Origin of the sequence: Enterobacteriaceae endosymbiont of Macroplea mutica, assembly GCF_012571345.1 — a bacterium.
Classification (GTDB): Bacteria; Pseudomonadota; Gammaproteobacteria; order Enterobacterales; family Enterobacteriaceae.
In genome coordinates, this window is the sequence record NZ_CP046218.1 from 451,921 (window position 1) to 467,736 (window position 15,816).

16 protein-coding genes are annotated in these 15,816 nt (G+C 22.9%); 13 read left to right on the forward strand and 3 right to left on the reverse strand.

Translation table 11 applies throughout. The features are described from left to right. The first annotated feature begins 29 nt into the window (after positions 1 to 29). Positions 30 to 2,441, forward strand: a complete 2,412-nt coding sequence (gene gyrB, locus GJT87_RS02180) for a DNA topoisomerase (ATP-hydrolyzing) subunit B (protein ID WP_168895801.1) — start codon at positions 30 to 32, stop codon at positions 2,439 to 2,441. A 63-nt stretch (positions 2,442 to 2,504) separates the two neighbouring features. Here the strand turns inward: gyrB and rpoZ are convergent, their stop codons facing one another. After that, complete coding sequence (rpoZ, locus tag GJT87_RS02185; RefSeq protein ID WP_168895767.1) at positions 2,505 to 2,771, reverse strand: DNA-directed RNA polymerase subunit omega; 267 nt, start codon at positions 2,769 to 2,771, stop codon at positions 2,505 to 2,507. A gap of 78 nt (positions 2,772 to 2,849) precedes the next feature. Here rpoZ and ppa point away from each other — a divergent pair, with 78 nt between their 5' ends. From ppa to infA, 5 genes are all read left to right on the forward strand, one after another. Continuing rightward, positions 2,850 to 3,380, forward strand: a complete 531-nt coding sequence (ppa, locus tag GJT87_RS02190) for an inorganic diphosphatase (RefSeq protein ID WP_168895768.1) — start codon at positions 2,850 to 2,852, stop codon at positions 3,378 to 3,380. A gap of 116 nt (positions 3,381 to 3,496) precedes the next feature. Then, a complete protein-coding gene (gene eno / locus GJT87_RS02195; RefSeq protein WP_168895769.1) occupies positions 3,497 to 4,744 on the forward strand; it encodes a phosphopyruvate hydratase in 1,248 nt (415 codons plus the stop codon). 117 nt (positions 4,745 to 4,861) lie between these two features. After that, a complete protein-coding gene (locus GJT87_RS02200) occupies positions 4,862 to 6,553 on the forward strand; it encodes an ATP-binding cassette domain-containing protein (RefSeq protein WP_168895770.1) in 1,692 nt (563 codons plus the stop codon). Positions 6,554 to 6,677: 124 nt separating this feature from the next. After that, positions 6,678 to 8,306, forward strand: a complete 1,629-nt coding sequence (locus tag GJT87_RS02205) for an ATP-binding cassette domain-containing protein (RefSeq protein ID WP_168895771.1) — start codon at positions 6,678 to 6,680, stop codon at positions 8,304 to 8,306. A 37-nt stretch (positions 8,307 to 8,343) separates the two neighbouring features. Next, positions 8,344 to 8,562 carry a translation initiation factor IF-1 gene (gene infA / locus GJT87_RS02210; protein WP_168895772.1) on the forward strand — a complete coding sequence of 73 codons (219 nt, stop codon included), beginning with the start codon at positions 8,344 to 8,346 and terminating at the stop codon, positions 8,560 to 8,562. 78 nt (positions 8,563 to 8,640) lie between these two features. Here infA and trxB read toward each other — a convergent pair whose 3' ends face one another. Continuing rightward, positions 8,641 to 9,591: a thioredoxin-disulfide reductase gene (trxB, locus tag GJT87_RS02215; protein ID WP_168895773.1), complete on the reverse strand. Its 951-nt coding sequence runs from the start codon at positions 9,589 to 9,591 to the stop codon at positions 8,641 to 8,643. Positions 9,592 to 9,702: 111 nt separating this feature from the next. On the opposite strand from trxB, the gene serS reads away from it, so the two are divergent. Next, positions 9,703 to 10,977, forward strand: coding sequence for a serine--tRNA ligase (gene serS, locus GJT87_RS02220; protein WP_168895774.1), 1,275 nt, complete (start codon positions 9,703 to 9,705; stop codon positions 10,975 to 10,977). A gap of 2 nt (positions 10,978 to 10,979) precedes the next feature. Here serS and argR read toward each other — a convergent pair whose 3' ends face one another. Beyond that, the gene (gene argR, locus GJT87_RS02225) at positions 10,980 to 11,456 is read right to left on the reverse strand and encodes a transcriptional regulator ArgR (protein WP_425483089.1); all 477 of its coding nucleotides are present in this window, start codon (positions 11,454 to 11,456) and stop codon (positions 10,980 to 10,982) included. Between the two features lie 292 nt (positions 11,457 to 11,748). Between argR and rplM the strand changes: the two genes are divergently transcribed. The 6 genes from rplM (at position 11,749) to cgtA (ending at position 15,708) form a co-directional block, all read left to right on the forward strand. Beyond that, positions 11,749 to 12,174 (forward strand): 50S ribosomal protein L13, encoded by a 426-nt coding sequence (gene rplM / locus GJT87_RS02230; RefSeq protein ID WP_168895775.1) that lies wholly within the window; start codon positions 11,749 to 11,751, stop codon positions 12,172 to 12,174. 17 nt (positions 12,175 to 12,191) lie between these two features. Next, on the forward strand, positions 12,192 to 12,584 hold the full coding sequence (gene rpsI / locus GJT87_RS02235) for a 30S ribosomal protein S9 (RefSeq protein ID WP_168895776.1): 393 nt from the start codon (positions 12,192 to 12,194) through the stop codon (positions 12,582 to 12,584). Positions 12,585 to 12,656: 72 nt separating this feature from the next. Continuing rightward, complete coding sequence (gene murA / locus GJT87_RS02240; protein WP_168895777.1) at positions 12,657 to 13,922, forward strand: UDP-N-acetylglucosamine 1-carboxyvinyltransferase; 1,266 nt, start codon at positions 12,657 to 12,659, stop codon at positions 13,920 to 13,922. Positions 13,923 to 14,039: 117 nt separating this feature from the next. Beyond that, complete coding sequence (gene rplU, locus GJT87_RS02245) at positions 14,040 to 14,351, forward strand: 50S ribosomal protein L21 (RefSeq protein ID WP_168895778.1); 312 nt, start codon at positions 14,040 to 14,042, stop codon at positions 14,349 to 14,351. A gap of 12 nt (positions 14,352 to 14,363) precedes the next feature. Continuing rightward, the gene (gene rpmA / locus GJT87_RS02250) at positions 14,364 to 14,630 is read left to right on the forward strand and encodes a 50S ribosomal protein L27 (protein ID WP_168895779.1); all 267 of its coding nucleotides are present in this window, start codon (positions 14,364 to 14,366) and stop codon (positions 14,628 to 14,630) included. 70 nt (positions 14,631 to 14,700) lie between these two features. Then, positions 14,701 to 15,708 (forward strand): Obg family GTPase CgtA, encoded by a 1,008-nt coding sequence (cgtA, locus tag GJT87_RS02255; RefSeq protein ID WP_168895780.1) that lies wholly within the window; start codon positions 14,701 to 14,703, stop codon positions 15,706 to 15,708. Positions 15,709 to 15,816: the final 108 nt, after the last annotated feature.

Here is a 15,816-nt window from a genome sequence, read left to right on the forward strand (position 1 = left end):
TAATTAACAAAAAACGAGAGTATGTTTTGATCAATAATATATATAATTCATCCAGTATACAAATTTTAAAAGGATTAGATGCAGTAAAAAAAAGACCAGGAATGTATATTGGTGATACAAATAATGGTTCTGGTTTGCATCATATGGTTTTTGAAATAGTAGATAATTCTATTGATGAAGCTATTGCTGGATTTTGTAAAAATATTCAAGTTATTATACATATAGATAATTCTATTTCTGTAATAGATGATGGTCGCGGCATCCCTGTAGACATACATAAAGAAGCTAATATTTCTGCTGCTGAAGTTATTATGACTGTATTACATTCTGGTGGTAAATTTAATAATGATACTTATCAGTTATCTGGTGGATTACATGGTGTAGGTATATCAGTTGTTAATGCTTTATCACGAAAATTAGAAYTAATTATTAAAAGAAATAATAAATTATATAAACAAATTTATAAATTTGGAATACCACAAGATAAATTAAATATAATTGGTAAAAGTAAAAGTACTGGTACGCATATACGTTTTTGGCCTAACACAAATATTTTTACTAATGTACAAATATTTGATTATAATATCTTATATGCAAAATTACGAGAATTATCATTTTTAAATACGGGTATATCAATTATTATTATTGATGAAAAAAAAAATAAATATAAAAAATTTGCATATACAGGTGGTATTATTGAATATATTCAATTTTTAAACAAACATAATAATCCTATACATAATAAAATTTTTTATTGTAAAGAAACAACAAATACTATTTGTATAGAAATTGCTATGCAATGGAATAATTCTTTTCAAGAATATATATGTTGTTTTACAAATAATATAAAACAAAATCATGGTGGTTCACATTTATCTGGTTTAAAATCTGCAGTAACACGTACATTAAATAATTTTATTTTACATGAAAAATTAAATAAAAAAAACAAACTCAATACTATTGGTGAAGATATTCGTGAAGGACTTATGGCTATTATTTCTATTAAAATGTTAGAACCTAAATTTTCTTCACAAACTAAAGATAAACTTATATCTTCTGAAGTAAAATCTATTATAGAAACACATATAAACAATAAATTAACATCTTTTTTATTAGAAAATCCACATGATGCTAAAAATATAGTAGAAAAAATACTATATGCCGCACAAGTAAGAGATGCTACTAGAAAAACTAGAGAAATGTCTAGACGTCAAAATATATTTGAAATTTCTAGACTACCAGGAAAACTTGCTGATTGCCAAGAAGATAAGCCAGAACTATCTGAATTATATTTGGTAGAAGGTGATTCAGCTGGCGGTTCAGCGAAACAAGGAAGAAATAGAAAAAATCAGGCTATTTTACCATTAAAAGGCAAAATATTAAATGTTGAAAAAGCAAAATTACACAAAATTTTTACTTCACAAGAAATTTTAACATTAATTACAGCATTAGGTTGTTTTATAAAAAATAACAAATATAATTTACAAAAACTACGTTATCATCGTGTTATTATTATGACAGATGCAGATGTTGATGGTGCACACATACGTACTTTACTTTTAACTTTTTTTTATAGGCAAATACCTGAAATTATTGAAAAAGGTTATGTATATATAGCTCAACCACCATTATATAAAATTAAACAAGGTAAAAAAGAAATATATATTACTAATAATCATGATATGGAAACATTCCAATGGAATATAGCTTTAAAACATGCTAAATTTTTTTTATATAATCAAAATATACCATTGTATGGTATAAATTTGATGAAATTGGTTACAGAATATCGTAATGTCATCAATATAACACAACAAATTAATATGCAAGAATATTTGTCTTGCAATATCTTACATGCTCTGATATATAACAAATTACTTAGTGATTTTAGTAATATTTATGATATGCAATGTTGGTTAGATAAGTTATTAACATATTTAAATGTAACATATACTACCATAAAATATTCAGGTGTGATTAATTATACAAATAATATAATATTTCAGATTAGCATTTATGAACAACAATACGGGAATCATACTCAATTTATATTAAACCAAGATTTTTTTCTTAGTCAAGAATATAAACTAATTTATAATTTATCAAAAAAATTTTTAATGTTTAAAACTTATCCAACTTATAAAGTACAATATAAAAATCAATTTAAAAAGATTATTTCTTTTGATCAAGGAATAATATGGTTATTGCGTGAATCTAAAAAAAACATGATAATACAAAGATATAAAGGATTAGGTGAAATGAATCCTGATCAATTATGGGAAACTACAATGAATCCATTAACACGTAGTTTATTACAAGTTACTATTCAYGATGCTGTTATTGCTGATAAATTATTTGACACATTAATGGGTRATGATGTTAAACCTAGAAAAAAATTTATACATCAAAACGCATTAAAAGTTACTAATCTTGATATTTAAACATACAAATTAGATTACTACTTTTATTTTTTAAAAAGTTTTAAAAACATGTTAATAATTATATTATTTGTAACGATTATAAAACAAATTTTGTGTAATATGTAGATGATTCTCTATATTATTTTCATTATTTTTAAAAATATTTTGATTTATTAATCCTTGTTCAATTTCTTTTAGGGCTATTATTGTTGTTTTAATATGATTGTGATTGTTTATTAAAGGATTTTTCCCTTTTATTTGTATTTGTCTCGCTCTAGCAGAAGCAATAAGTACTAAATCAAAACGATTACCAATATTCTGTACTGCTTTATCTACAGTAATTTTTACCATAAATTATCTTATCCTAACTCATTTTAAATATGATATATTATATATTATATTATCATAAAATAATACTTTACAATACAGATGAATTTAAATAATATCCCTGCGGGTAATAATATCCCGCATCATATAAATGTAATAGTAGAAATTCCCATAAATACTAATCCTGTTAAATATGAAATAAATAAGAAATATGGTCTGTTATTTGTTGATCGTTTTATTTCTACAACAATGATATATCCATGTAATTATGGTTATATTAACCAAACCTTATCATTAGATGATGATCCATTAGATGTATTGATATTTACAGAATATTATATTTACCCTAGTACAGTTATTGAATGTAGACCTATAGGATTATTAAAAATGTTTGATGAATCTGGAGAAGATAAAAAAATTTTAGCTGTGCCATGTAATAAAATTTCTTTAGCATATCAAAATATAAAAAATATTAGTGATGTTCCCGATATGTTTAAAAATAAAATAATACATTTTTTTAAACATTATAAAGATCTAGAAAACAATAAATGGAGTAAAATTGATAATTGGTATGATATAGATATTGCTAAAAAAGAAATTATAGTATCAATTAATAGATTTAATAATAAATAAAATATTAAAATTTACTTATGCATGATTCTTGCATACTCTTGTTATTTATTATTTAATAACTTATATATTTAAAATAATGTGTTCATATAAAAAATTTAAAGGTAAATAAATATATTATGTCTAAAATACAAAAAGTATTTGCTAGAGAAATTCTGGATTCTAGAGGTTGTCCTACAATAGAAGCTGAAGTGCACTTATCAAATAATATTATAGGACGAGCATCTGTTCCTTCTGGTGCTTCTACTGGTTCGAAAGAAGCTTTAGAATTAAGAGATAAAGATAGTAATCGTTTTTTAGGTAAAGGAGTATTAAAATCAATTAATATAATTAATAATATTATAAATAAGTATTTAACAAATGAAAATTCTTTAAATCAAGCATCTATTGATGAAATTATGATTAATTTAGATAATACAGAAAATAAAAAAAATTTTGGTGCGAATACAATTTTAGCTGTTTCTTTAGCAAATGTTAAGGCAGCAGCATTATATCATAATCTTCCATTATTCAAATATATTAGTTATATTTATAATAATTCTAAGAAGCCTTTTATGCCATTACCTATGATTAATATCATTAATGGTGGAAAACATGCTAATAATAATTTAGATATACAAGAATTTATGATTCAACCAATAAATGCAATAAATATTAAAGAATCTATTAGAATAGGAGCGGAAATTTTTCATCATTTAGCACAAGTTTTAAAAACATATAATATGATTACTGCAGTCGGCGATGAAGGAGGTTATGCACCAAATTTAAAAAATAATAGTGAAGCGTTTGATATGATTATTGAAGCTATTACTAAAGCTGGTTACATTATAGGACAGGATATTACGTTTGCAATTGATTGTGCAGCTTCTGAATTATATCAAAATAATAAATATCATTTATTAGGCGAAAAATTAATTTTAAATTCTCAAGAATTTACAGATTTTTTATTAAAATTAACACAAAAATATCCTATCACATCTATAGAAGATGGATTACATGAATCAGATTGGCAAGGTTTTATTTATCAAACTAAAATATTAGGACGCAAAGTTCAATTAGTTGGAGACGATTTATTTGTTACAAATACAAAATTTCTAAAAAAAGGAATTACACAACATATTGCTAATGCTATTTTAATTAAACCAAATCAAATTGGTACATTAACAGAAACATTTGCTACTATTAAAATGGCACAAAATGCTAATTATAAAATTATTATTTCACATCGTTCAGGGGAAACAGAAGATACATTTATCGCTGATCTTGCAGTAGGTGTAGGTGCGGAACAAATTAAAACTGGATCTATGAGTCGTTCGGAACGAATAGCTAAATATAATCAATTAATTAGAATTGAAGAAATATTATAAATATTTAATAGTACATATTAACAATGTTTATAATATTAAATAAAAATAATATTTTGTTTAGCATTAGATTTTAATTAGTATTATGATAATGAATATAGTGTAATATAAATATATTATATGCAAACTTCTAAAGAAAAAGTTATTATTTGGTTAAAACAACAAAGTAAGGTGTCTATACATTTATTAAAATTATCTTATTTATTTAATATTCTTTATGTAATAATTATTGTGTTGCACCATGCAGTATTAGCACGGCAAATACAATTAGTATTTTTAAAAAAAGAAAATCAAATATTATATATTATGTATAGTTTATGTTTTGTGATGAAATCTATTATATATGTAATTATTAATCATTTAAATTATAAATATAGTCAAGCTGTTAAAAATAGTATTCGTAGTCAACTTATTAATAAATTTACTAATTTAAATTATAATGGATTGTCTGAACAAATAGAAACAAATACAATTGGTAGTCATTTATCCTTACTTATAGATCATGTAGAAAACTTAAAAGAATATTATAACCAATATGTGCCACAATTATTTACTACTGTAACATTTATATGTTTTATATTCTTTATAATATTTTGCATAAGTTGGTTATCTAGCATAATAATATTATTATGCAGTATAATAATGATACTTTTTATTATATTAATAGGTTATCAAACTGAAAAAAAAAATAAAAAATATTTTCAAATATTATCAATATTAAGCGGTTTGTTTTTAAATAGAATAAAACATATAGAAATAATTAGATTATTTAATTTTCCTAAAATAACTATTACAAAATTAATTAAACATATTGAAGATTTTAGAATTAAAAATTTAGAAATTTTAAAAATTGCATTTTTAACATCTTCAGTATTAGATTTTTTTACTTCTATATCATTTGCTTTTATCGCGATGTATTTTAGTTTTTCATATTTAAATTTAATAAATTTACCAATACAACATATTACTATTTTAAATAGTTTTTTTATATTAATTTTAGTAGCTGAATATTTTCAACATTTTAATAATTTAGGTTTATTATATCATACTAAAGCTAAAGCTATTGGTGCTGCTGATTTAATTATTCAATTTTTAGAAAATAAAAAATATATTTTACAAGGTAAGAAAATATTAATTTTACACAATCAAGAACATATATTTATATATGCAAAGAATTTAATTGTAAAAGATCATTTTAAAAATATATTAATTGGACCTATTTCATTTCAAATACATAATGGACAATGTATCATTCTAACAGGACCTAGTGGTTGTGGCAAATCAACACTGTTAAATGTACTTTTAGGATTTATACCTTATGAAGGAATACTTAAAATTAATAATATAGATTTTAAATTATTAAATTTATCATACTGGTATCATATAATTTCATGGGTACGACAAAATCCAATATTACCAGCACCTACTATTAAAGAAAATTTATTTTTTAATAATAATCTTGATATTCATCATATCAATCATATAATGAAAATATTAGGTATTCATCATTTTATTGAAAAATTCCCACAAGGTTTAGATACAATAATTAATCTTAATACTAATTTTTTATCTATCGGGCAAATACAAAGAATAGCAATTGCTAGAGCTTTAATTAAACCACATAAATTATTATTATTAGATGAACCAACATCTAATATTGATCTATTTAGCGAGCAAAATATTCTTCATGCATTACATAATACTATATTAACTACTAGTATTATTTGCACGCATAAAATGGATAATATCCAAGATGCGAATCTTATTTGGTTTATGAATAAAGGGAAAATCATTAAAAAAATATTATTGTAAAAACATTTAATATAAATTTTAAGGTACAAACTTAATGTCTTTAATATTATTATTTTTAAAATATCAGAAAAAATATCTCCGTATACTTGTATTAGGAATATTATTAACAATTATAATAAATATTATGAATATTTCTTTATTAATTTTTTCTGGTATATTATTAACTTCAGTGTTTATGTTTCACAACAATACTATAGAATATAATTATATTATTCCTTCTATAATTATAAGAATATTATCTTTATTTAAAACAATTATAAAATATTGTGAAAAAATAATTAAGCATAATAATACTTTATATATATTAAGTAATTTAAGAATTTTAATATTTAAGAAAATTTTTCCTTTACACCCATGTGATATAAGTCATATATACCATCATGAAATATTACATCTTTTTATTACAGATATAGAAAATATAGATATTTTATATCTGCAAGTTCTTGTTCCTATAATTAATGTAATATTTATTATATTAATGATATTAATAATTTTATTAATAATACATTATTTATTAGCTATAATATTTGTATTATGTTTATGCATACCGTTAATATTATACATCATATATTTTTATAAAAAAAATAAAATTAATAGTTTTACGAACATGATAGTTAAAAAACAATTTTATTTAATTATATATAATTTTCTTTTATATCAAAAAGAATATAAGATTTTTGAAGATATAGTTAAAGTATGCAAAAAAATAAATTTCTTGCAAAAACAATGGGATATACAAAACGCAATACAACATTCTTCTAATATTAAGTCTTATATAATTTTATTTACTTTAATAAATATTAATTTTTTGTTTATTATTATTATAAGTAAAATATTATTTTTAAAACACATGGTTTCAATATCATTTATTGTTTCTTTATTTTTATGTATTAATATATTAAATCATGTAATATTAGATATTAATAATATTATTAATAAAATTCACTATATATTATTATCTATACAAAATGTTTTTAAAATTTTTAAAAAAAAACCTACTGTTACATTTGTTAAACATACATTTTTTTTTAAAAGATTTATATCATTAAAAATAATTAATCTTTCTTTTTATTATCCAACTAACACTATACAGACAAAGATATTAAAAAATATATCATTAATGATCACGTATAAAAAAAAAATTGCCATTACAGGACATAATGGTTGTGGTAAATCCACTTTATTAATGTTATTAACTCGTGCGTGGGACCCAACTATTGGTAATATATATTTAAATAACTGTAATTTAAAAAATATTAGTTTATATATGTTAAGAAAACAGATTAGTATAGTACCACAAAAAACTGATATATTAAATGATACACTGATGAACAATTTATTATTAAATAATCAAAATAATAATAATATTAATAAAAAATTTTTAATAAAAATTTTATATTGTGTAGGGTTAAAAAAACTATTAGAAAATAATACACAAGGATTACACATGTTATTAGGAGAAAATGGCAGATTATTATCTGGTGGTGAATTAAGAAAATTAGCTATTGCAAGAATATTATTACAAAATAGTAATTTAATTTTATTAGACGAACCAACAACAAGTTTAGATAAATATTCTTGTAAAAACATTTTACAAATGCTCTTTACTAAATTTAAAAATAAAACTATGATTTTTGTTACACATGATATAAATATTCTTAAAAAAATGGATTATATATATTATATAGATAATGGTTCTATTAAAGCRCAAGGTAGTTATCTTGATTTATTAAAACAAAAACAATACTATTAGTAGTATAGAAAAATTTGTAATATTATAAAGGTATAAAATGTCTAAAGAAAAAAATATAGAAATGCAAGGCATTGTATTAAATACATTACCTAATACTATCTTTAGTGTAAAATTAGAGAATGGGCATGTTGTTACAGCACATATATCAGGTAAAATGAGAAAAAATTATATTCGTATTTTAACAGGCGATAAGGTAACCGTAGAACTTACCCCTTATGATTTAAGCAAAGGCAGAATAATTTTTCGTAGTCGTTAATATAAAGTTTATTATATATAATATTGAATTATATGAGATAAAAATTATTAACTGATAATCTAATTATTAATAATTTTATTATAATATAGTGTCATGTAAATAATTTTGTGCATCTAATGCTGCCATACAGCCAGTAGCTGATGAAGTAATTGCTTGTCTGTATATTTTATCCATTACATCGCCAGCCGCAAAAATACCTTTAACACTTGTTTGAGTATACAAATTCTTTTTATAAGTAATAATATATCCATCATTATCCAAATGTAATTGATTTTGGAATATTTTAGTATTAGGGATACTACCTATTAATATAAATACAGCATTCAATTTTAAAATAAAATGATCTTTTATATGTTTAATATGATTAATATGTATACCTGTTACACCATTTATATCGCCTATAATATTTTTTACTATGTAAGGTTGATGTAAAAATATATTTTTTTTATTTTTTATAATAAAATTAATTTTTTTAATTAAAATATTATCTGCAGTAAATATAGTTTTTCTATGTATAAGATGTACTTCTGAAGCAATATTAGATAAGTATAATGCTTCTTCTAATGCAGAATTACCACCACCAATAACAGCTACTTTTTGATTACGATATAATAATCCGTCGCATATAGCACATGTTGAAACTCCTTTACCGAAAAATTTTTTTTCTGATAATAAACCTAATTTTTTAGGATAAGAACCTGTAGCTATAATCAGACTTTTAGAAAGATATTTATCATTTTCTCCTTGTAAAATAAATGGAAATGTATCGAACATTACTTGTATGATGTTATCATGTATTATTTTTGTATTATAATACATGGCATGATTATATAAATTATCCATTAATTGGCTACCAGTAATATTAGGATAATTACCCGGCCAATTTTCTATATTATTAGTTTGTGTTAATTGCCCACCTATTTGATTTCCTGTAATAATAACAGGAAATAAATTAGCACGGGCAGCATATATTGCTGCTGTATATCCTGCTGGTCCTGAACCAAGAATAATTAATTGATGAATATCCATAAAACAAATAATAAAAAATATATGTTTAATTAATATAACATGTTTTATATATCAATTTACATATATATAATATATAATTTGTAATATTTTATATTTTATAAATACATTATTATGATTGATATTAATTTAATAAGAAAAAATTTACATTTAGTATTTACCAAATTAAAAACAAGAAATTTTATATTGGATATAAAAACAATACAAAAATATGAAAATATAAGAAAAAAACTACAAAATAACATAAATATTTTATATCAAAAAAAAAAACATATGCAAAATTCTATTAACATACAAAATAAGAACCATATACAAACTAAAATTAAATTATTAAATATACAATTAATTACTACAAAAAAAAAATTAACAAATATCATGACATATTTAGACAATATTTATGATACTATACCAAATTTACCATTAGATGACGTGCCCATAGGTGTGCATTATAATGATCATAAAGAAATATTATATTGGGGTAAAAAACTAAAACATAATTTCTTAATACGTAATCATATTGAATTAGGATTATTACATAATGGCATAGATATGGAATCTGGTGCTAATTTAAGTGGTTCAAAATTTATTGTTATGAAAGAATCAATAGCATATTTACATAGAGTATTAATACAATTTATGTTAGACACACATATACAACAACATCAATATAAAGAAATGTATATTCCTTATATTGTTAAAAAAGAAGCTTTATATGGCACAGGACAATTACCAAAATTTGCAAAAGATTTATATGCTGTATATAATATGCAATTAAATACACATTATCTAATTCCTACAGCAGAAGTACCTTTAACTAATTTCGTAGCTAATACTATATTACGGGAAGAACAATTACCAATAAAATTAGTTGCACATAGTCCATGTTTCCGTGCAGAAGCAGGATCTTATGGACAAATAAATAAAGGATTAATACGTACACATCAATTTGAAAAAGTAGAACTTGTTCAATTAGTTACACCAAACATGTCCATAAAAACATTAGAAGAAATAACTTCACATGCTGAAAAAATATTACAATTATTAGAATTACCATATAGAAAAATACTATTATGTTCTGGTGATATGAGTTTTGCTGCAAGCAAAACATATGATCTAGAAGTATGGTTACCTTCAATTAATAAATATTGTGAAGTATCTTCTTGTTCTAATATGTGGGATTTTCAAGCACGCAGAATGAAAGCACGATATAAAAATCATGAAGACAATCATATTAATTATATACATACTCTAAATGCATCTGCTTTAGCTATAGGGAGAACATTAGCTGCTATAATAGAAAACTATCAATTAGAAGATGGTTCAATACAAATTCCTAAAGTTTTACAATCATATATGAAAGGATTAAAAATAATTAATTATATCAAATAATATTATTTATGCTCAAACAATACTTGAATAGTATTATATAAATGTACAGTTTTTAGTAAATTTATTGGTACCACTAAAATGGTATCATCTCCAGCAATGGTGCCTAATATACCTTCTGCTTTACCCAAAGAATCTAATAAACGAGCAATTAATTGCGCAGCACCAGGACTTGTATGAATAATAATAAGCATATCATTATAATCGATATCTAATACTAGATTTTTTAAGGGACTAGTTGTATTTGGATAATTTAATTCTAAAGGTAAACAATATACCATTTGCATTTTTGTATTTCTAGTTCTTACAGCCCCTAATTTTGTTAACATTCTAGAAACTTTAGATTGATTAATATTATTAAAACCCTTTTGTTGTAATGCATTTACAATTTCTGTTTGTGTACTAAATGTTTCTTGCCGTATTAATTGTTTAAAAATTTTAATTAAATTTATTTCTTTTTTTTTGGTAGAATAAATATGCATATAGATCACCGACAAAATAAAAAATACCACCAATATTATAATATTAAAAACATTTATAAAAATTATTTGTACTAAATTTAATTATTTACATAACCGTATTATTGTAGTATAATGATATTGTCATTGTCAAGCAATATCATGATTACTTTATATATTATATATAATATTATTTTTTTATAATTTTATCGAGTACATATATATTGATTAAATTTTTTATGTATATTACAGTATGGATAATATCCTTACATATTTTATAAAACAATACGTGCTAATTTTATGGATTTAATAAATTATGAGTAATAATACAGTAAGTATAAATAATAATCATCGTTCCTGGTATCTTATTAATGCTAAAGAACAAATTTTAGGTCGTTTAGCTACAAAAATAGTTTATTATTTAATAGGTAAACATAAAGTTGCATACACACCCAGTATTGATATAGGAGATTATGTTATAGTTATAAATGCACAAAAAATTAATATTACAGGAAATAAAAGAAAAAACAAGTTTTATTTTAGTCATAGTGGTTATTCTGGCGGTTTCAAAAAAATATCTTTTGAAAAATTAATATCTATTAATCCTCAAAAAATAATACACCATGCTGTTAAAGGTATGTTACCTAAAAATAAAATTGGATGTATGGTCTTAAAAAGATTAAAGATCTATGCTGATAAAACTCATCAACATCAAGCACAACAACATATTCATAATATTTAATATAGGATAACAAATATATGACCATAACTTACCATTATGCTACTGGTAGAAGAAAAACTTCTTCTTCAAGAGTTTTTATAAAAAAAGGTAAGGGAATTATTAATATTAATAAAAAATCTTTAGAAAATTTTTTTCCCCAAAATTTATATCGTACTTTAATTACACAACCTTTAACACTATTAAATATAAAGAATAATGTAGATTTATATATTACTGTGAAAGGCGGTGGTAATATGGGGCAGGCTGGAGCTATTAGACACGGTATTACAAGAGCACTAATTAAATATGATAAACATTATAGACATGACTTAAAACAAGCTGGTTATATTACTAGAGATGATCGTAAGGTAGAACGCAAGAAAGTAGGCTTTAAAAAAGCCAGACGTAGTCCACAATTTTCAAAACGTTAGAAAAAATTCTATTAAACATTTTATTGATGTAACATAACTTTTGCTAATAAAGTTTGTTTTATAAAGATTATTATGGATAAACTCATTATAAAAGGGCCTGTAAAATTACAAGGCAAAGTGAGAATTTCTGGTGCTAAAAACGCTGCACTGCCTATTTTATTATCCACTATTTTACTTAATGGCACAATAAGTATTAATAACATTCCATATATTAAAGATATTAATGTTGCTATTAAATTATTACAATGCTTAGGAGCGAAAATAAAAAAAGGTAAATTATTATATTTAGATACTAGAAATTTAAAGAATAGTTTATTACCCGAACGATTTATTACTGTTATTCGTGCATCTGTTTGGATTATAAGTCCTTTGTTAGTACGTTTTGGTAAATTTCGTATGTTTTATCCTGGAGGTTGTGCCATTGGGAAACGTCCTATAGATTTACATATAAAATATTTATATCAATTAGGAGCTGTTATAAAAGAAAAGAAAAATTATATCATTGGATATATTCCTGATGCAATCATAGGCACACATATTATTATGGATAAAATTAGTGTAGGAGCAACTATCAGTACTATACTACTAGCAATTTTTGCTAAAGGAATAACTATTATTGATAATCCAGCTAAAGAACCAGAAATACAAGATTTATCAAATTTTTTAAATTTTATGGGTGCAAGAATTTATGGCGCGGGTACTAATAGAATTACTATTAATGGCATACAATATTTAAATAATAAAAATAAAATATATACGATTATCCCTGATCGCATAGAAACAGGTACTTTTTTAGTTGCGGCCGCTATGTCAAAAAGTAAAATCATATGCGAACATACTAATCCACAACATCTAACTGTAGTCTTGGAAAAACTAAAAGATACTGGTGCAAATATACAAATAGGAAGTAATTGGTGCAGTTTAGATATGAATAATAAAACACCTAAAGCTGTAAATATTATTACTGGACCATATCCAAATTTTCCAACAGATATGCAAACATTATTCACTGTATTAAATACTGTTTCTTGTGGTGTAAGTAATATTACAGAAACTATTTTTGAAAATAGGTTTTTGCATATTTTTGAATTACAAAAAATGGGGGCGGAAATATTATTAAAAAATAATAAGATTATGTATATTAGTGGTAAAAAAATGTTGAAAGGAACACAAGTTATAGCTACTGATTTACGTGCTTCTATTAGTTTAGTTTTAGCTGGTTGTCATGCTATTGGTACTACTATTATACATAATATTAATTATATTGATCGTGGTTATGAAAATATAGAACAAAAATTATTATTATTAGGAGCTAAAACAAAAAGAATAAAAATATAGAAATATTATTCATTCTATCTTAGAATATAATCAAGTAATATTTTTTTGTATATATTCACACTATATTAAATGATATATACTATATATTATTATGTAGTTTTTGGAAAGGTTAAAAACATGTATGCTATTTTTCATAATGGTGGTAAACAATATAAGATTACAATAGGACAAATTATACATATAGATAAACATATAGGACATATAGGAGAAATTATTAATTTTACAAATATATTGGTAATATTTAGTACAAATGTGTTTTATGTTGGCAAACCATATATTTTAGGTGCCAAAATTACAGCGAAACTCATTCAACATAAAAAAAATACAAAAATTAAAATTGTGAAATTTAATCGCAGAAAACATTATAAAAAAATTCAAGGACATAGACAATTATGTACTATAGTTAAAATTCTTGATATACAAAAATAATAAGGACATAATATGGCACAAAAAAAAGCTGGTGGTTCATCTAGAAATGGTAGGGATTCACGTTCTAAAAGATTAGGTATTAAACATTTTGGAGGAGAAATGGTATCTGCAGGATATATTATTGTACGTCAACGAGGTACAAAATTTCATGCTGGTATTAATGTTGGATGTGGCAAGGATCATACATTATTTGCTAAAATTAAAGGCATTGTAAAATTTATTAAAAAAGGTATCAATAATAAAATATATATTCATGTGATTAACAATAATATTACATAACAAATTTTATGTAACAGTACAATACTGGATATATAGAATTTTATAAGAAATTTATTGTGTTGGAGTATGAATGAAATTAATAGATAAAGTAGTAATATTTGTTATGGCAGGTAAAGGAGGTAATGGATGTATTAGTTTTCGACGTGAAAAATATATTCCTAAAGGCGGACCTGATGGTGGTAATGGTGGTAATGGTGGCAATATATACTTGATGTCTAGTAAATATATTAATAATTTAAAACAGTATCATCATAAAAAATATTATGTATCAGAAAATGGTTCTAATGGCAGAAAATATCAATGTACAGGTAGTAAAGGCAAAGATTTAATTTTGTTAATTCCTTTAGGTACAATAGTTATTGATTTAGTAACCAAAATAATTATTAAAAAATTTAATAAAAATAATTATAAATTTTTAATTGCTAGGGGCGGTATGCATGGTTTAGGTAATGTATATTTTAAATCATCGACTAATAGAACTCCTTATCAAAACACCATAGGGAAGAATGGTGAATCTAAAAAAATACAGTTACAACAAAACATTACAGTAGATGTTAGTGTATTAGGAATGCCCAATACTGGTAAATCTACTTTTATTACAAAAATATCTACAGCAAACACAAAAATTGCTGATTATCCTTTTACTACTCAAACACCTATTGTAGGTATGGTAAAAAATAATTCCTGCCGTTCTTTTATGATATTAGATACTCCAGGTATTATTACTAACTCCTTTAAAGGTGCTGGTTTAGGTTTAAAATTTATTAGACCATTGAAATATTGTAGTTTATTATTACATTTTATAGATATTACTACTATTAATAAGTATAATTTACTTACTAATATTAATATCATTAATAATGAAATTATTCAATTAGATCCCTTAATTTATCAAAAAGAAACATGGATTGTTTTTAACAAAATTGATTTAACAACTAATTTGAATAATATTAAACAAAATATATGTGATGCATTATTACAAACAAAATACAATAGATATTATTTTATTTCATCTAAAATAGGGATTGGCATAAATAAATTACATCAAGATATTTACAAGTTTATAACATCTATTTAATATATTTCATATTATTCACTTTATATATCATCAATATAAACTTCACCATTATATTTTATTTATTGTAAACAATATGACATACATTTTATATAAAATAAATAATTCAAT

Coding starts and splice junctions, on each gene's coding strand:
- GJT87_RS02200 (WP_168895770.1), top strand. CDS start 4,862: ATGCAAACTTCTAAAGAAAAAGTTATTATTTGGTTAAAACAACAAAGT.
- rpoZ (WP_168895767.1), bottom strand. CDS start 2,771: ATGGTAAAAATTACTGTAGATAAAGCAGTACAGAATATTGGTAATCGT.
- rplU (WP_168895778.1), top strand. CDS start 14,040: ATGTATGCTATTTTTCATAATGGTGGTAAACAATATAAGATTACAATA.
- trxB (WP_168895773.1), bottom strand. CDS start 9,591: ATGGATATTCATCAATTAATTATTCTTGGTTCAGGACCAGCAGGATAT.
- serS (WP_168895774.1), top strand. CDS start 9,703: ATGATTGATATTAATTTAATAAGAAAAAATTTACATTTAGTATTTACC.
- rpsI (WP_168895776.1), top strand. CDS start 12,192: ATGACCATAACTTACCATTATGCTACTGGTAGAAGAAAAACTTCTTCT.
- rplM (WP_168895775.1), top strand. CDS start 11,749: ATGAGTAATAATACAGTAAGTATAAATAATAATCATCGTTCCTGGTAT.
- murA (WP_168895777.1), top strand. CDS start 12,657: ATGGATAAACTCATTATAAAAGGGCCTGTAAAATTACAAGGCAAAGTG.
- infA (WP_168895772.1), top strand. CDS start 8,344: ATGTCTAAAGAAAAAAATATAGAAATGCAAGGCATTGTATTAAATACA.
- eno (WP_168895769.1), top strand. CDS start 3,497: ATGTCTAAAATACAAAAAGTATTTGCTAGAGAAATTCTGGATTCTAGA.
- cgtA (WP_168895780.1), top strand. CDS start 14,701: ATGAAATTAATAGATAAAGTAGTAATATTTGTTATGGCAGGTAAAGGA.
- argR (WP_425483089.1), bottom strand. CDS start 11,456: ATGCATATTTATTCTACCAAAAAAAAAGAAATAAATTTAATTAAAATT.
- rpmA (WP_168895779.1), top strand. CDS start 14,364: ATGGCACAAAAAAAAGCTGGTGGTTCATCTAGAAATGGTAGGGATTCA.
- ppa (WP_168895768.1), top strand. CDS start 2,850: ATGAATTTAAATAATATCCCTGCGGGTAATAATATCCCGCATCATATA.